The sequence below is a fragment of the Klebsiella sp. KP20-425-1 genome, from assembly GCF_025813515.1.
GTDB classification, from domain to species: Bacteria; Pseudomonadota; Gammaproteobacteria; order Enterobacterales; family Enterobacteriaceae; genus Klebsiella; species Klebsiella pneumoniae.
In genome coordinates, this window is the sequence record NZ_CP109614.1 from 1,577,016 (window position 1) to 1,591,666 (window position 14,651).

The 14,651-nt window shown below is 56.2% G+C and carries 8 protein-coding genes; 2 read left to right on the forward strand and 6 right to left on the reverse strand.

What is annotated here, in order from left to right; all coding sequences use genetic code 11:
- Positions 1 to 156: 156 nt before the first annotated feature.
- The 4 genes from yfaE to ubiG form a co-directional block, all read right to left on the reverse strand.
- The gene (gene yfaE, locus OHJ17_RS07785; RefSeq protein WP_002913017.1) at positions 157 to 411 is read right to left on the reverse strand and encodes a class I ribonucleotide reductase maintenance protein YfaE; all 255 of its coding nucleotides are present in this window, start codon (positions 409 to 411) and stop codon (positions 157 to 159) included.
- Positions 411 to 1,541 (reverse strand): class Ia ribonucleoside-diphosphate reductase subunit beta, encoded by a 1,131-nt coding sequence (nrdB, locus tag OHJ17_RS07790; protein ID WP_004140835.1) that lies wholly within the window; start codon positions 1,539 to 1,541, stop codon positions 411 to 413. Before nrdB ends, yfaE begins: the two co-directional genes overlap by 1 nt.
- Before the next feature lie 101 nt (positions 1,542 to 1,642).
- Positions 1,643 to 3,928 (reverse strand): class 1a ribonucleoside-diphosphate reductase subunit alpha, encoded by a 2,286-nt coding sequence (gene nrdA / locus OHJ17_RS07795; protein ID WP_002913016.1) that lies wholly within the window; start codon positions 3,926 to 3,928, stop codon positions 1,643 to 1,645.
- Between the two features lie 344 nt (positions 3,929 to 4,272).
- On the reverse strand, positions 4,273 to 5,001 hold the full coding sequence (ubiG, locus tag OHJ17_RS07800) for a bifunctional 2-polyprenyl-6-hydroxyphenol methylase/3-demethylubiquinol 3-O-methyltransferase UbiG (RefSeq protein WP_002913014.1): 729 nt from the start codon (positions 4,999 to 5,001) through the stop codon (positions 4,273 to 4,275).
- A gap of 146 nt (positions 5,002 to 5,147) precedes the next feature.
- Between ubiG and gyrA the strand changes: the two genes are divergently transcribed.
- Both gyrA and rcsC read left to right on the forward strand, forming a co-directional pair.
- Entirely contained in the window at positions 5,148 to 7,781 is a 2,634-nt protein-coding gene (gene gyrA, locus OHJ17_RS07805) for a DNA topoisomerase (ATP-hydrolyzing) subunit A (protein ID WP_002913012.1), read from the forward strand.
- 131 nt (positions 7,782 to 7,912) lie between these two features.
- A complete protein-coding gene (gene rcsC, locus OHJ17_RS07810) occupies positions 7,913 to 10,753 on the forward strand; it encodes a two-component system sensor histidine kinase RcsC (RefSeq protein WP_004899529.1) in 2,841 nt (946 codons plus the stop codon).
- 45 nt (positions 10,754 to 10,798) lie between these two features.
- Here the strand turns inward: rcsC and rcsB are convergent, their stop codons facing one another.
- Positions 10,799 to 11,449: a response regulator transcription factor RcsB gene (rcsB, locus tag OHJ17_RS07815; protein ID WP_002913007.1), complete on the reverse strand. Its 651-nt coding sequence runs from the start codon at positions 11,447 to 11,449 to the stop codon at positions 10,799 to 10,801.
- Between the two features lie 15 nt (positions 11,450 to 11,464).
- On the reverse strand, positions 11,465 to 14,122 hold the full coding sequence (rcsD, locus tag OHJ17_RS07820) for a phosphotransferase RcsD (protein WP_002913006.1): 2,658 nt from the start codon (positions 14,120 to 14,122) through the stop codon (positions 11,465 to 11,467).
- Positions 14,123 to 14,651: the final 529 nt, after the last annotated feature.

Here is a 14,651-nt window from a genome sequence, read left to right on the forward strand (position 1 = left end):
TCAGCCCGCATCCATGCGGGCTGCCCCGGCCTTCCGGGAACGTGTCAGCGATTTTGAGGCCGTCAACACCGGCAGTTTCAGCAGCCCAGGGCGGCAGTGCGTAAACGGCCGGTCCTGGAACAGTAGGTCAGGTAAGCGTAGCGCCACCTGACAAGACTACATCTCGATCTCAATATCGCCTTTCGCCCGGCAGCAGCAGGGCAAAATTTCTCCCGGCTGGATAAAGGCCAGCGGCTCGGTCAGCCAGTCAACCTGGCCGGAGACCAGGCGAGTGCGGCAGGAGCCGCAGTAGCCTTCGCGGCACTGATATTCGACGTCGATATTATGCGACTCCAGCGCCGCCAGCAGGGAAGGGTGTTCATCCTGACACTCAAGGCGAGTGTCAGAGATTTTCAGGAAGATCCGCTTCATTACAGCTGGAAGTTACTCAGATCGTCGGCATCGACTTCAGAATCGATCTGGCCGACGAGATAAGAACTGACTTCCACTTCCTGCGGCGCCACCTGAACGTTGTCGGAGACCAGCCAGGTGTTGATCCATGGGATCGGGTTGGAGCGGGTCTGGAACGGCAGATCGAGGCCCACCGCCTGCATGCGGATATTGGTGATGTACTCGACGTACTGGCAGAGAATATCTTTATTCAGGCCGATCATCGAGCCGTCGCGGAACAGGTAGTCCGCCCACTCTTTCTCCTGCTGCGCCGCCAGCACGAACAGGTCATAGCACTCCTGCTTGCACTCTTCGGCGATTTCCGCCATTTCCGGATCGTCGCTGCCGGAGCGCAGCAGGTTCAGCATATGCTGGGTGCCGGTCAGGTGCAGCGCTTCATCGCGGGCGATCAGGCGGATAATTTTGGCGTTGCCTTCCATCAGTTTGCGTTCGGCAAAGGCGAAGGAGCAGGCGAAGCTGACGTAGAAGCGGATCGCTTCCAGGGCATTAACGCTCATCAGGCACAGATAGAGTTTCTTTTTCAGCTCGCGCAGATTCACGGTCACGGTTTTGCCGTTGACGGTGTGGGTGCCTTCGCCCAGCAGATGCCAGTAGCTGGTCATCTCGATCAGCGAATCGTAATAGTGAGAGATGCCTTCCGCACGTTTCTGGATCTGCTCGTTGGTGACGATGTCGTCGAACACGGTCGCCGGGTCGTTGACGATGTTGCGGATGATGTGAGTGTACGAACGCGAGTGAATGGTCTCGGAGAAGGCCCAGGTTTCTACCCAGGTCTCCAGCTCCGGGATGGAGATCAGCGGCAGCAACGCCACATTCGGGCTACGGCCCTGGATGGAGTCGAGCAGCGTCTGGTACTTCAGGTTGCTGATGAAAATATGTTTTTCATGTTCCGGCAGCGCCTGGTAGTCGATGCGATCGCGGGAAACGTCAACCTCTTCCGGGCGCCAGAAGAAGGAGAGCTGCTTTTCAATCAGCTTTTCAAAGATGTCGTATTTTTGCTGATCGTAGCGGGCCACGTTAACCGGCTGGCCAAAAAACATAGGTTCCAGCAGCTGATCGTTTTTCGTCTGTGAAAAAGTGGTGTATGCCATTGAAGTGAGTCCTGTTGAACTGTATTGCCCGGCGGGAATGGGTTGGCCGGGCCTACACAAACGTAGGCCGGGTAAGCGTAGCGTTACCCGGCAAAAATACCTTAGATCTTACAAGCGCCGCTTTCGCAGCCGTCGTCCTGGATGGACGGGGCCAGGTCATCCTGGGCGTCTTCAGCGCCATCACGGGTGTTGTGATAGTACAGCGTTTTGACGCCGAATTTATAGGCGTTGAGCAGGTCTTTGAGCAACTGCTGCATCGGCACTTTTCCGGACGGGAAGCGCGTCGGATCGTAGTTAGTGTTGGCAGAGATCGACTGGTCGATAAACTTCTGCATGATACCCACCAGCTGCAGATAACCGTCGTTGTTCGGCATCTCCCACAGCAGCTCGTAGGCGTTCTGCAGGTTTTCGTAATCCGGCACCACCTGGCGCAGGATACCGTCCTTGGACGCTTTGATACTCACGTGGCCGCGCGGCGGCTCAATGCCGTTGGTGGCGTTGGAGATCTGCGACGAGGTCTCGGACGGCATCAGCGCGGAGAGCGTGGAGTTGCGCAGGCCGTGGGTTTTAATGGATTCGCGCAATGCTTCCCAGTCGTAGTGCAGGGGTTCGCTGACGATGCCGTCCAGATCTTTCTTATAGGTATCGATCGGCAGGATGCCCTGCGCATAGGTGGTTTCGTTGAACCACGGGCAGGCGCCTTGCTCGATAGCCAGCTCGTTAGAGGCCTTCAGCAGATAGTACTGAATCGCTTCGAACGTTTTGTGCGTCAGGTTGTTGGCGCTGCCGTCGGAGTAGCGTTTGCCATGCTTCGCCAGATAGTAAGCGAAGTTGATCACGCCGATACCCAGCGTACGACGCCCCATCGCACCGCGTTTAGCCGCCGGGATGGGGTAATCCTGATAGTCGAGCAGCGCATCCAGAGCACGCACCGCCAGCACCGCCAGCTCTTCCAGCTCGTCGAGGCTGTCGATAGCCCCGAGGTTGAAGGCCGACAGGGTGCACAGCGCGATTTCGCCGTTTTCGTCGTTGACATCTTCCAGCGGTTTGGTCGGCAGAGCAATCTCCAGGCACAGGTTAGACTGACGCACCGGGGCGACTACCGGATCGAACGGGCTGTGGGTGTTACAGTGGTCGACGTTCTGGATATAGATGCGGCCGGTAGAGGCGCGCTCCTGCATCATCAGCGAGAACAGCTCAACGGCTTTAATACGCTGCTTGCGAATGCTGTCGTCCTGCTCGTACTGGGTGTACAGGCGCTCAAACTCGTCCTGATCGGCGAAGAAGGCGTCATACAGGCCCGGGACGTCGGAAGGGCTGAACAGGGTAATATCGCCGCCCTTCAGCAGACGGGTGTACATCAGCTTGTTGATCTGTACCCCGTAGTCCATGTGACGAACGCGGTTGGCGTCGGTACCACGGTTGTTTTTCAGCACCAGCAGGCTTTCCACTTCCAGATGCCACATTGGGTAGAAGAGGGTTGCCGCGCCGCCGCGCACGCCGCCCTGCGAGCAGGATTTCACCGCGGTCTGGAAATGCTTGTAGAATGGAATGCAGCCGGTGTGGAAGGCTTCGCCGCCGCGGATCGGGCTGCCCAGCGCGCGAATGCGCCCGGCGTTGATGCCGATGCCGGCGCGCTGGGAAACGTATTTCACAATCGCGCTGGAGGTGGCGTTGATGGAATCCAGGCTGTCGCCGCACTCGATCAGCACGCAGGAGCTGAACTGACGGGTTGGGGTACGCACGCCGGACATGATCGGCGTCGGCAGCGAGATTTTAAAGGTGGACACCGCGTCGTAGAAACGCTTGATATAGTCCAGACGCGTTTCGCGCGGATAGTTCGAGAACAGGCAAGCGGCGACGAGAATATAGAGGAACTGCGCGCTCTCATAAATTTCGCCGGTGACGCGGTTTTGTACCAGATACTTGCCTTCCAGCTGCTTAACGGCTGCGTAGGAGAAGTTCATGTCGCGCCAGTGGTCGAGGAAACCGTCCATCTGCTGGAACTCTTCTTCCGTGTAGTCTTCCAGCAGATGATGATCGTATTTACCTTTCTCGACCATCTTCACCACGTGATCGTAGAGCGCCGGCGGCTCAAACTGACCGAAGGCTTTTTTACGCAAATGGAAAATCGCCAGACGCGCGGCGAGGTACTGGTAATCCGGTGCGTCGCGGGAGATCAGATCCGCAGCGGCTTTAATAATGGTTTCGTGGATGTCCGCGGTTTTGATGCCGTCATAGAACTGGATATGGGAGCGCAGCTCTACCTGGGAAATCGAAACGTTATTCAGTCCTTCTGCCGCCCAATCCAGTACGCGATGGATTTTGTCGAGATTGATGCGCTCGGTGGTCCCGTCGCGCTTTGTCACCAGCAGACTCTGATTCATGTGGATTTTACCTGTCCGTGAAAGAAAATATCCCCCGTTTATCCACAGAAGGCCGTTGTGACTAACTCTGTGGATAAATACTATATGTAGGGGGTTGTCGATAAAAGAAACGCTATATGGTGAGTATTTTAGTAAGGAATCTTTTGAGTACAAGGGTTGATTTTGACGTTAAATTGAGGTTGCGGAAGGGTAATAATCCGCAAGTCCACGTCGCATAAGGCCTGGAGAAGAAGTCAATAAAACAGAAAAAAAAATGAAAATTTGATCGAGTGCTGATTTCTTCATCGGAAGAAATAATCACGCGGCTTGATGCCGCGCAATCATCATAAGCGGAGGTGCTGACCTCAGTCCTGTTTGGCGGTGGTATGTAACATATAGTTAACATCAACCCCCGGCGCTAACTTGAAGGTATTGGTCAGCGGATTGTAATGCAGACCGATGATATGCTGCTCTTTCAGAGTAGTCTGATCTACCCAGCCCAGCAGCTCGGCCGGCTTGATAAACTTCTTCACATCATGAGTGCCTTTGGGCACCATCTTCATGACATATTCCGCCCCGACTACCGCCATCAGCCAGGCCTTGCCGTTGCGGTTGATGGTGGAGAAGAAGACCTGGCCGCCGGGCTTCACTAACCGCGCGCAGGCGTGCACCACCGACTGCGGGTCGGGGACGTGCTCCAGCATCTCCATGCAGGTCACGACGTCATACTGCTGCGGGTGCTTCGCGGCATGTTCCTCAACTGTTTCCTGAACATAGTCTACCTGAATACCGCTCTCCAGGGCGTGCAGCCTGGCGACCTGCAGCGGTTCGGCCCCCATGTCCAGCCCGGTGACCGTCGCGCCTTCGCGCGCCATGCTCTCGGCGAGGATGCCGCCGCCGCAGCCGACATCGAGGACTTTTTTACCGAACAGGCCGCCGGAGCGTTCGGCAATATAGCCCAGCCGCAGCGGGTTGATGCGGTGGAGCGGTTTGAACTCGCCCTCCAGATCCCACCAGCGCGAGGCGACGGCTTCGAATTTGGCGATTTCAGCATGATCGACGTTAGGGGCTACCGACGTTTTTTCGGCATTCATGGGCGCTTTTACTCCTTTTCTGTTCAGACCTGCGAGTATATCAGCAGCGCGCCATGAATAAACCGTATTGCTTTACCTCTATTAGCGCGGCTGTGTTATAATTTGCGACCTTTGAATCCGGGATACAGTAGAGGGATAGCGGTTAGATGAGCGACCTTGCGAGAGAAATTACACCGGTCAACATTGAGGAAGAGCTTAAGAACTCTTATCTGGATTATGCGATGTCGGTCATTGTTGGCCGTGCGCTGCCGGATGTCCGAGATGGCCTGAAGCCGGTACACCGTCGCGTACTTTACGCCATGAACGTATTGGGCAATGACTGGAACAAAGCCTATAAAAAATCAGCCCGTGTCGTTGGTGACGTAATCGGTAAATACCACCCGCACGGCGACATCGCGGTATACGACACCATCGTGCGTATGGCGCAGCCGTTCTCGCTGCGTTACATGCTGGTGGACGGCCAGGGTAACTTTGGTTCCATCGACGGCGACTCCGCCGCGGCGATGCGTTATACCGAAATTCGTCTGGCGAAAATCGCTCATGAGCTGATGGCCGATCTTGAAAAAGAGACGGTCGATTTCGTCGACAACTATGACGGTACGGAGCGTATTCCGGACGTCATGCCGACCAAAATTCCTAACCTGCTGGTGAACGGCGCCTCCGGGATCGCCGTAGGGATGGCCACCAACATACCGCCGCATAACCTGACGGAAGTGATTAACGGCTGTCTGGCGTATGTTGACGATGAAGACATCAGCATTGAAGGGCTGATGGCGCATATTCCTGGCCCTGATTTCCCGACCGCCGCCATTATCAATGGCCGTCGCGGCATCGAAGAGGCCTACCGCACCGGTCGCGGTAAAGTGTACATCCGCGCGCGCGCGGAAGTGGAAGTGGACGCGAAATCCGGCCGCGAAACCATCATCGTGCACGAAATTCCGTATCAGGTGAACAAAGCGCGCCTGATCGAGAAAATCGCCGAGCTGGTCAAAGAAAAACGCGTGGAAGGCATCAGCGCGCTGCGTGACGAGTCTGATAAAGACGGGATGCGCATCGTGATTGAAGTGAAGCGCGATGCGGTAGGGGAAGTGGTGCTTAACAACCTCTATTCCCAGACCCAGCTGCAGGTCTCCTTCGGCATCAACATGGTAGCTCTGCACCATGGTCAGCCGAAGATCATGAACCTGAAGGACATCATCGCCGCGTTTGTACGCCACCGCCGTGAAGTGGTGACCCGTCGTACGATTTTCGAACTGCGCAAAGCGCGCGACCGGGCGCATATCCTCGAAGCGCTGGCCGTTGCGCTGGCCAACATCGACCCGATTATCGAACTGATCCGTCGCGCGCCGACCCCGGCAGAAGCGAAAACGGCGCTGGTTGCCCAGGCGTGGGATCTTGGTAACGTCGCGGCGATGCTGGAGCGCGCCGGGGATGACGCCGCGCGTCCGGAATGGCTGGAGCCAGAGTTCGGCGTACGCGACGGTAAATACTATCTGACCGAGCAGCAGGCTCAGGCGATTCTGGATCTGCGTCTGCAGAAACTGACCGGCCTTGAGCATGAAAAACTGCTCGACGAATATAAAGAGCTGCTGGAGCAGATCGCGGAGCTGCTGCACATTCTCGGCAGCGCCGACCGTCTGATGGAAGTGATTCGCGAAGAGCTGGAGCTGATCCGCGACCAGTTCGGCGACGAACGTCGTACCGAAATCACCGCCAACAGCGCTGATATTAACATCGAAGATCTGATCAACCAGGAAGATGTGGTGGTCACCCTGTCGCATCAGGGGTATGTGAAGTATCAGCCGCTGACCGACTACGAAGCACAGCGTCGTGGCGGTAAAGGCAAATCGGCAGCGCGCATTAAAGAAGAAGACTTTATCGACCGCCTGCTGGTGGCCAACACCCATGACACCATCCTCTGCTTCTCAAGCCGCGGCCGTCTGTACTGGATGAAGGTCTATCAGCTGCCGGAAGCCAGCCGCGGCGCGCGCGGTCGGCCGATCGTCAACCTGCTGCCGCTGGAAGCCGATGAGCGCATCACCGCCATCCTGCCGGTCCGCGAGTACGAAGAGGGCGTCAACGTCTTTATGGCGACCGCCAGCGGTACCGTGAAGAAAACCGCGCTGACCGAGTTCAGCCGTCCGCGTTCCGCCGGTATCATCGCGGTCAACCTGAACGAAGGCGATGAGCTGATCGGCGTCGATCTGACCTCTGGTCAGGATGAAGTGATGCTGTTCTCCGCGGCCGGTAAGGTTGTACGCTTCAAGGAAGACGCCGTTCGCGCCATGGGCCGTACCGCCACCGGCGTACGCGGTATTAAGCTTGCGGAAAACGACAGCGTCGTCTCGCTGATTATTCCACGCGGCGAAGGCGCGATCCTGACGGTGACGCAAAACGGTTACGGTAAACGTACCGCGGCGGCGGAGTATCCGACCAAGTCGCGCGCCACCCAGGGCGTTATTTCGATCAAAGTCACCGAGCGTAACGGTTCCGTGGTCGGCGCCGTGCAGGTGGATGACTGCGATCAGATCATGATGATCACCGACGCCGGGACGCTGGTGCGTACCCGCGTTTCCGAGGTGAGCATCGTGGGCCGTAACACCCAGGGCGTGATCCTCATCCGCACCGCGGAAGATGAAAACGTGGTGGGTCTGCAGCGCGTGGCTGAGCCGGTGGATGATGAAGAGCTGGATGCCATCGACGGTAGCGCGGCGGAAGGCGATGACGATATCGCCCCGGAAGCGGATACCGATGACGACATCGCCGAAGACGAAGAATAATCGTCCGAGGTAAATGTTCTGGAAGGGCCGGGTATTTTCCCGGCCCTTTTTGCATTAACATTGCGGCAAAGCCGGTTTACCGCTACCTTAACCGGATTCTGTTGAGTCCCTGACGGCCGAGCATCGCCACATTGAAATATCTTGCCTCTTTTCATACAACCCTGAAGGTTTCACGTTATCTGTTCAGAGCGCTGGCGGTATTGCTGTGGCTGCTTATTGCGTTTGTCTCTGTGTTTTATATCGTCAACGCGCTGCACGAGCGGGAAGCCGAAATCCATCAGGAGCTTAATCTCAACGCCGATCAGGCCCAGCGCTATATCCAGCGTACCGCGGATGTAATGAAAGAGCTGAAGTATGTCGCCGGTAATCGCTTGTCGGCAGGGGACGCGGTAGCGCAAGGGCAAAACGGCGATATGGCGGTGCCCAACTTTGAACCCCTGTACCCCGATTCCGACTGCAGCGCGATGAGCGCCACCTGGCGTAATTCGCTGCAGTCGCTGGCATGGTTTATGCGCTACTGGCGGGATAATTTTACTGCCGCCTACGACCTTAACCGCATCTTTCTCATCGGCAGCGATAACCTCTGCATGGCCAACTTTGGCCTGCGGGACGTGCCGATTGAGCGCGATCAGGCGCTGAAAGTCCTGCATCAGCGCATAGAGCAATATCGCAACGCGCCGCAAAACGAGCGCGGCAACAACCTGTTCTGGATAAGCCAGGGCGTTCGCCCCGGGGTGGGCTATTTTTACGCCCTGACGCCGGTCTATATGGCCAATCGCCTGCAGGCGATGCTGGGCGTGGAGCAGACCATCCGCATGGAAAGCTTCTTTACGCCGGGCAGCCTGCCGATGAGCGTGACGATCTTTGACGATAACGGGCAGCCGCTGATTTCGCTGGCCGGTGCGGAAGGTAAAATCCAGAGCGAAGCGAAGTGGATGCAGGAGCGGATGTGGTTTGGCTACAGTTCGGGTTTCCGCGAGCTGGTGCTGAAAAAAAGCCTCTCGCCGTCCTCCCTGAGCATCGTCTATTCCGTCTCGGTAGATCAGGTGCTGGAGCGGATCCGTATGCTGATCATCAATGCTATCGTTCTTAATATCCTCAGCGGCGCGATGCTGTTCGCGCTGGCGCGGATGTATGAGCGGCGCATTTTTATCCCCGCGGAGAATGACGCCCAGCGCCTGGAAGAGCACGAGCAGTTCAACCGCAAAATTGTGGCTTCTGCCCCGGTAGGGATCTGTATTCTGCGCACTGCCGACGGGACCAATATTCTCAGTAATGAACTGGCGCACAACTACCTGAACATGCTGACCCACGAGGACCGCCAGCGGCTGACGCAGATCATCTGCGGCCAGCAGGTCAATTTTGTCGACGTGCTGACCAGCAACCATACCAACCTGCAGATTAGCTTTGTTCATTCACGCTATCGCAATGAAAACGTCGCCATTTGCGTGCTGGTGGACGTTTCCGCCCGCGTGAAAATGGAGGAGTCGCTGCAGGAGATGGCCCAGGCGGCGGAGCAGGCCAGCCAGTCGAAATCGATGTTCCTGGCGACGGTTAGCCATGAGCTGCGTACCCCGCTGTATGGCATCATCGGTAACCTCGATCTGCTGCAGACCAAAGCGTTGCCAAAAGGCGTCGATCGCCTTGTGACGGCGATGAACAACTCCTCCAGCCTGCTGCTGAAAATCATCAGCGATATTCTTGATTTCTCGAAAATCGAGTCCGAGCAGTTGAAGATCGAGCCGCGGGAGTTCTCTCCGCGCGAAGTCATGAACCATATCTCCGCTAACTATCTGCCGTTGGTGGTGCGCAAGCAGCTGGGCCTGTACTGCTTTATCGAGCCGGACGTTCCGGAACAAATGTCCGGCGACCCGATGCGCCTGCAGCAGGTGATCTCAAATCTGCTCAGCAATGCGATAAAGTTCACCGATACCGGCTGTATTGTCCTGCACGTCCAGTGCGCGGGGGATTATCTGCAGATTAGCGTTCGCGACACCGGAGAGGGGATCCCGGCGAAAGAGGTATTGCGCCTCTTCGATCCTTTCTTCCAGGTGGGGACCGGCGTGCAGCGCAATTTTCAGGGCACCGGCCTTGGCCTGGCGATCTGTGAAAAACTGATCAGCATGATGGATGGCGATATTGCTGTCGAAACCGAGCCGGGGATGGGTAGCCGCTTTACCATCCGTATTCCTCTGTATGGCGTGCAGAATACCTCACCGGTGAGCAGAGACGGTTTCGCTGGCAAGACCTGCTGGCTGGCGATTCATAACACTTCGCTGGCGATGTTCGTCACCTCGCTGCTCAGCTACCACGGCCTGACGGTCCGCCGCCATGCCGGCGAAACGCCGGACGCCGAGGATGTCTTACTCACTGACGATGAGGCGCTGAACGGATGGCAGGGAAGGGCCATGGTCATCTTCTGTCGCCGTCATATCGGTATTCCGCAGGAGCGGTCCGCCGGCGAATGGCTGCACAGCGTGACGACTCCCCACGAACTGCTGCCGCTGCTGGGGCGTATTTTCCATGTTGCGCTCGCCAGTGCGGAAAATAGCCCGGCGCTGATGGCCCCGGAGGCGCAGGCCGGCAATAACGACGACATGATGATCCTCGTGGTCGACGATCACCCGATCAACCGCCGCCTGCTGGCGGATCAGCTGGGTTCGCTCGGCTACCAGTGCGTGACCGCGAACGACGGGATCGACGCGCTCAACGTCCTCAGCAAGCAGCACATCGATATCGTGCTCAGCGACGTCAACATGCCTAATATGGATGGTTATCGCCTGACGCAGCGCATTCGTCAGCTTGGCCTGACGCTGCCGGTGATTGGCGTAACGGCCAATGCCCTGGCGGAAGAGAAGCAGCGCTGTCTGGAATCGGGGATGGACAGTTGTCTGTCCAAGCCGGTCACCCTCGACGTACTGAAGCAAACGCTGACGGTATATGCGGCGCGGGTGCGTAAAGGGCGGGAATAATGGGGAGCTCCGTCTCGCCGGGGCGAGACGGAGAGGGCGAAGAGATTACTCTTTGTCCGTCGCGCTCAGCGAGACGGAAGAGAGGTAGTTCAGCAAGGCGATGTCGTTTTCGACGCCCAGCTTCATCATCGCCGATTTCTTCTGGCTGCTGATGGTTTTAATGCTGCGATTAAGCTTTTTGGCGATCTCGGTTACCAGGAAACCTTCGGCGAACAGGCGCAGTACTTCGCTCTCTTTCGGCGACAGGCGTTTATCGCCATAGCCGCTGGCGCTGATTTTTTCCAGCAGGCGAGAGACGCTTTCCGGGGTGAATTTCTTCCCTTTCTGCAGCGCGGCCAGCGCTTTTGGCAGGTCGGTCGGCGCCCCCTGCTTGAGGACGATCCCTTCGATATCCAGATCCAGCACCGCGCTGAGGATCGCCGGATTGTTGTTCATGGTCAGAACAATGATCGACAGATCCGGGAAGTGGCGCTTGATGTATTTAATCAGCGTGATCCCGTCGCCGTATTTGTCACCGGGCATGGACAGATCGGTGATCAGCACATGGGCGTCCAGCTTCGGAAGATTGTTGATAAGGGCCGTGGAGTCTTCAAACTCGCCAACGACGTTCACCCACTCAATTTGCTCAAGTGACTTACGAATACCGAACAGTACGATCGGATGGTCATCGGCAATAATTACGTTCATAGTGTTCATGTATAAGGCTACCTTCTACAGCAAGCTCTTGACGTAAGCGTCAATGTCGCTGATATATTTTTCTATGCCTTGCGCATCCTTTTCGCGAATCAGATGCTCAAGCGTTTCACATAACTGCTTGCCGGGTATCAGATTAAGCATAGCAAATGCCCCTTTGAGGCGGTGGGCGGTTTGCGCCAGAGCAGCAAAATCGCCCGCTTCGATTTCAGTATACAATCTCTGAACATCATCCGGTACCGTATCGGCAAACAGTGCGTAATAGCCGCTGGCATGGAGTTCGGCGTTACTCTCGTTTCCTGAGGTGACGGGCTGAACCGCCTCCTCCGCCAGCTGCTGCTCAATAAGCTGCAGGATAGCCTCCTGCATCGCCGTGCTAATATTAAAGTTGACCCGCAGTTGGCCCGGGCCGATCTTGCGTATCCCGACCTCATCATCGCTTAAAAGCAAGCCTGAAGCAGTAAGATTAGACGGATTATCCGTTAAATAAAGATCAAAGGCTTGACTGGTCGCCCGATCGTCCGGTGTGATGCAGGACGCTCCCCAGCTCTCCAGCTGGCGAGTGACAATCCGCCGCACTTCGCTGGAAGTCACATCCAGCAGGACGATAACGTCATCCAGCAAATGCTCTCCCGCCTCTGGCGCCTCTTCGCTAGCCGGCATTTTCAGATGCAGGGTATAGCGCGTCCCCAGCGACTCCCGGGCTTTAATGGTCAATTGCCCGCCCAGCTTGCGCGTCATGCGGTCGCATAGCCAGAAGGTAAGGGCGTTTGCTTTGCCGTACAGGTCGCTCTGGGTCTCGTTGAGATACGGGAAGTGCATATTGTCGATCTCGTTTGCCGAGACGCCGTTGCCGGTATCCAGAATGCGGAAGGTCAGGCGATCGCTGGCCGACTCATCCTGACAGACGTCGAGGGTGATCTTGCCGATAGGCGTGGTGGTCACTGAATACTGGATTAACAGCACCAGCGTGCGCCGCAGAGCTTCACGGTCGCCATAGCGCTGCTCGCCGGCCGGGAGCGCATTGTTGATGAGCAGCTGCAGACCCTTGCGTTTCATCGCCGGCAGCACTTCCGGCACGACGTCGTCAATAAGCTCCTGCACCGAGAACAACGTCTGGTTGGTTTTCCAGGCATCGCTTTCCAGCAGATTGGCGAGCTGAATGTCATCGATGAGTTTGACCAGCTCATCGGCATGCTGGGCCAGCGTCCGATTCTCTGTACTACTGAGCGCCGCCGCCTCTGCCGCCAGCGTCAGCGCGGGCTGCTTCAGGGCGCTGCCGATGTGCTGCATAAAGGCGGCCCGTCCCTGCTGGTTTTTCTCATACAAGCGCTGGGCCTGCTTGAGCTTTTTATTGACCAGCACTTCGCGGTCCTGATCACGGATGATCAGGATCTGGGTGCGCGGCGCTACCTGGCTGCGATACTGGCGGATTTCATACTGCTCATTATTGACGGTGGCCTGAATTACCCCCTGATGCTGGTCCGCCATATTGGTGATGTTCTGCAGATTCAGGTGCGGAAGCAGATGGTCGGCAATTGGATTGCTGATAACCGTTCGGTTGGCTTCCTGATCGTGAACGAGCAGCCCCAGCGGCAGCAGAGAAACAATCTCTTCGTTAATGGCGCGCAGCAGACGCAGTTCGCTGTTGGCGGCGGAGGGGAGCCCGGCGCCAGACGAATGGCTGCGTCCTTTATAGTGGCGAAAGGTGGTAAAACCAAACAGCGCCAGCGCCAGCAGACCAATGTTGAGCAGCAGCGGCAGAAGAATGTTCTGCATGGACTCCAGCAGCATGGTGCTCATTGGTACCGTCCACAGCAACTGCATACCGGTAGTGCTGATGTCGGTGGCGATGTCAATCTGCATGCCGTTAAAGGTGATCCCGATATGATCGGCGCTCTCTTTATCCGGCGTGGTGGCGAGATTTTGCGACGGGTCAGGCTCGATACGGAAGCTGTCGATGGTCATGCCGGGCGGGATCAGATCGTTAATCGGCAGGTCGAAGGCAACCACCGTGGCAAGGTGTCCGGGCTGGTTGAAGGTGGTGCGTAACGTAAAATAGTGCGCGTTCTGCCAGGCGAGATGGCGCAACGGCGAGAACGTCTCGCGCTCATCAAGGGTATTAGCCTGCAGCAGCATTTCCGCGCGCCGCGACTCCACGACGCTGCTGATCGTTGACTCTTTGAAGCTCGAAGAGAGGTCCTTCAACGGCAGGGTGGAGACCAGGATCAGACTATTGTCCAGGCCGTTGAGATAGTACATCGACCACGGAATGGTCTCCGCGCCCCACAAAATATCGAGATAATCGGACATTTTCTGCGTCATTTCGAGGGTGGAGCTGTCATGGGAGCCAAAGATCAGGGCTTCGGTTTTACGCCGGGGTTTCTCCAGGTAGTAAACGTCCTGTTTTAAACGCGTCTCCTGCAGACCGCCGCTTGCGGTGTTGACTGAGGTGGCGGCGATATTGTCGTAGATCTGCCAGGTGGCATAGCGCCAGGCGTCAATGCGCTGGTGCAGAGCGTGGGAGACATCAACCACCTGATAGCTTTTCTCCTTCAGCCAGGCATTGACGGCGCTTTGAATCATCACCCCCATTGTCGCCAGCAGGACAATAACCATCAAAATGAAGAAGCGGCTGATGTTGCCGGGGATCAGGGAGAATTTTTTCGGGGTCATCTTGTGGCTGAACGACTCATCATTGTTTGTAAACAGGATGTAGCGCCAGAGTAACTGGCAACAAAGCAGATGCTGCTGGCAGTATAAAGGCTAATGGCGTAAATCCATACTACAGATTGGTGCCAGCGGTGCGATGCCGTCCAGGAATTATCTTAGAAACGAAGCGTAAATGAAACCGCGCCGGGAAGGTTAACCAGCGACGATATTGACGGAAACAAAAGGGAAGAATCGCACGAAATAACAAGACATTGGCAGAATATGCACCACTGATGGCCTAATTGATTGATTAATAGTCGTTAGGGAATCATTAGCCGTAGCACAGATAAATTAAAGTTGTGTAAAGAAGGGTAAAAAAAACCGGATGCGAGGCATCCGGTTGAAATAGGGGTAAACAGACATTCAGAACTGAATGACGGTAATAAATAAAGTTAATGATGATAGCGACTCTTATTTTAGCCACCAATGATCATTTTGTTTTACCATTCAGTGCTATAGATATGTTGTTGTCTATCAATTTGATTATAAAAGG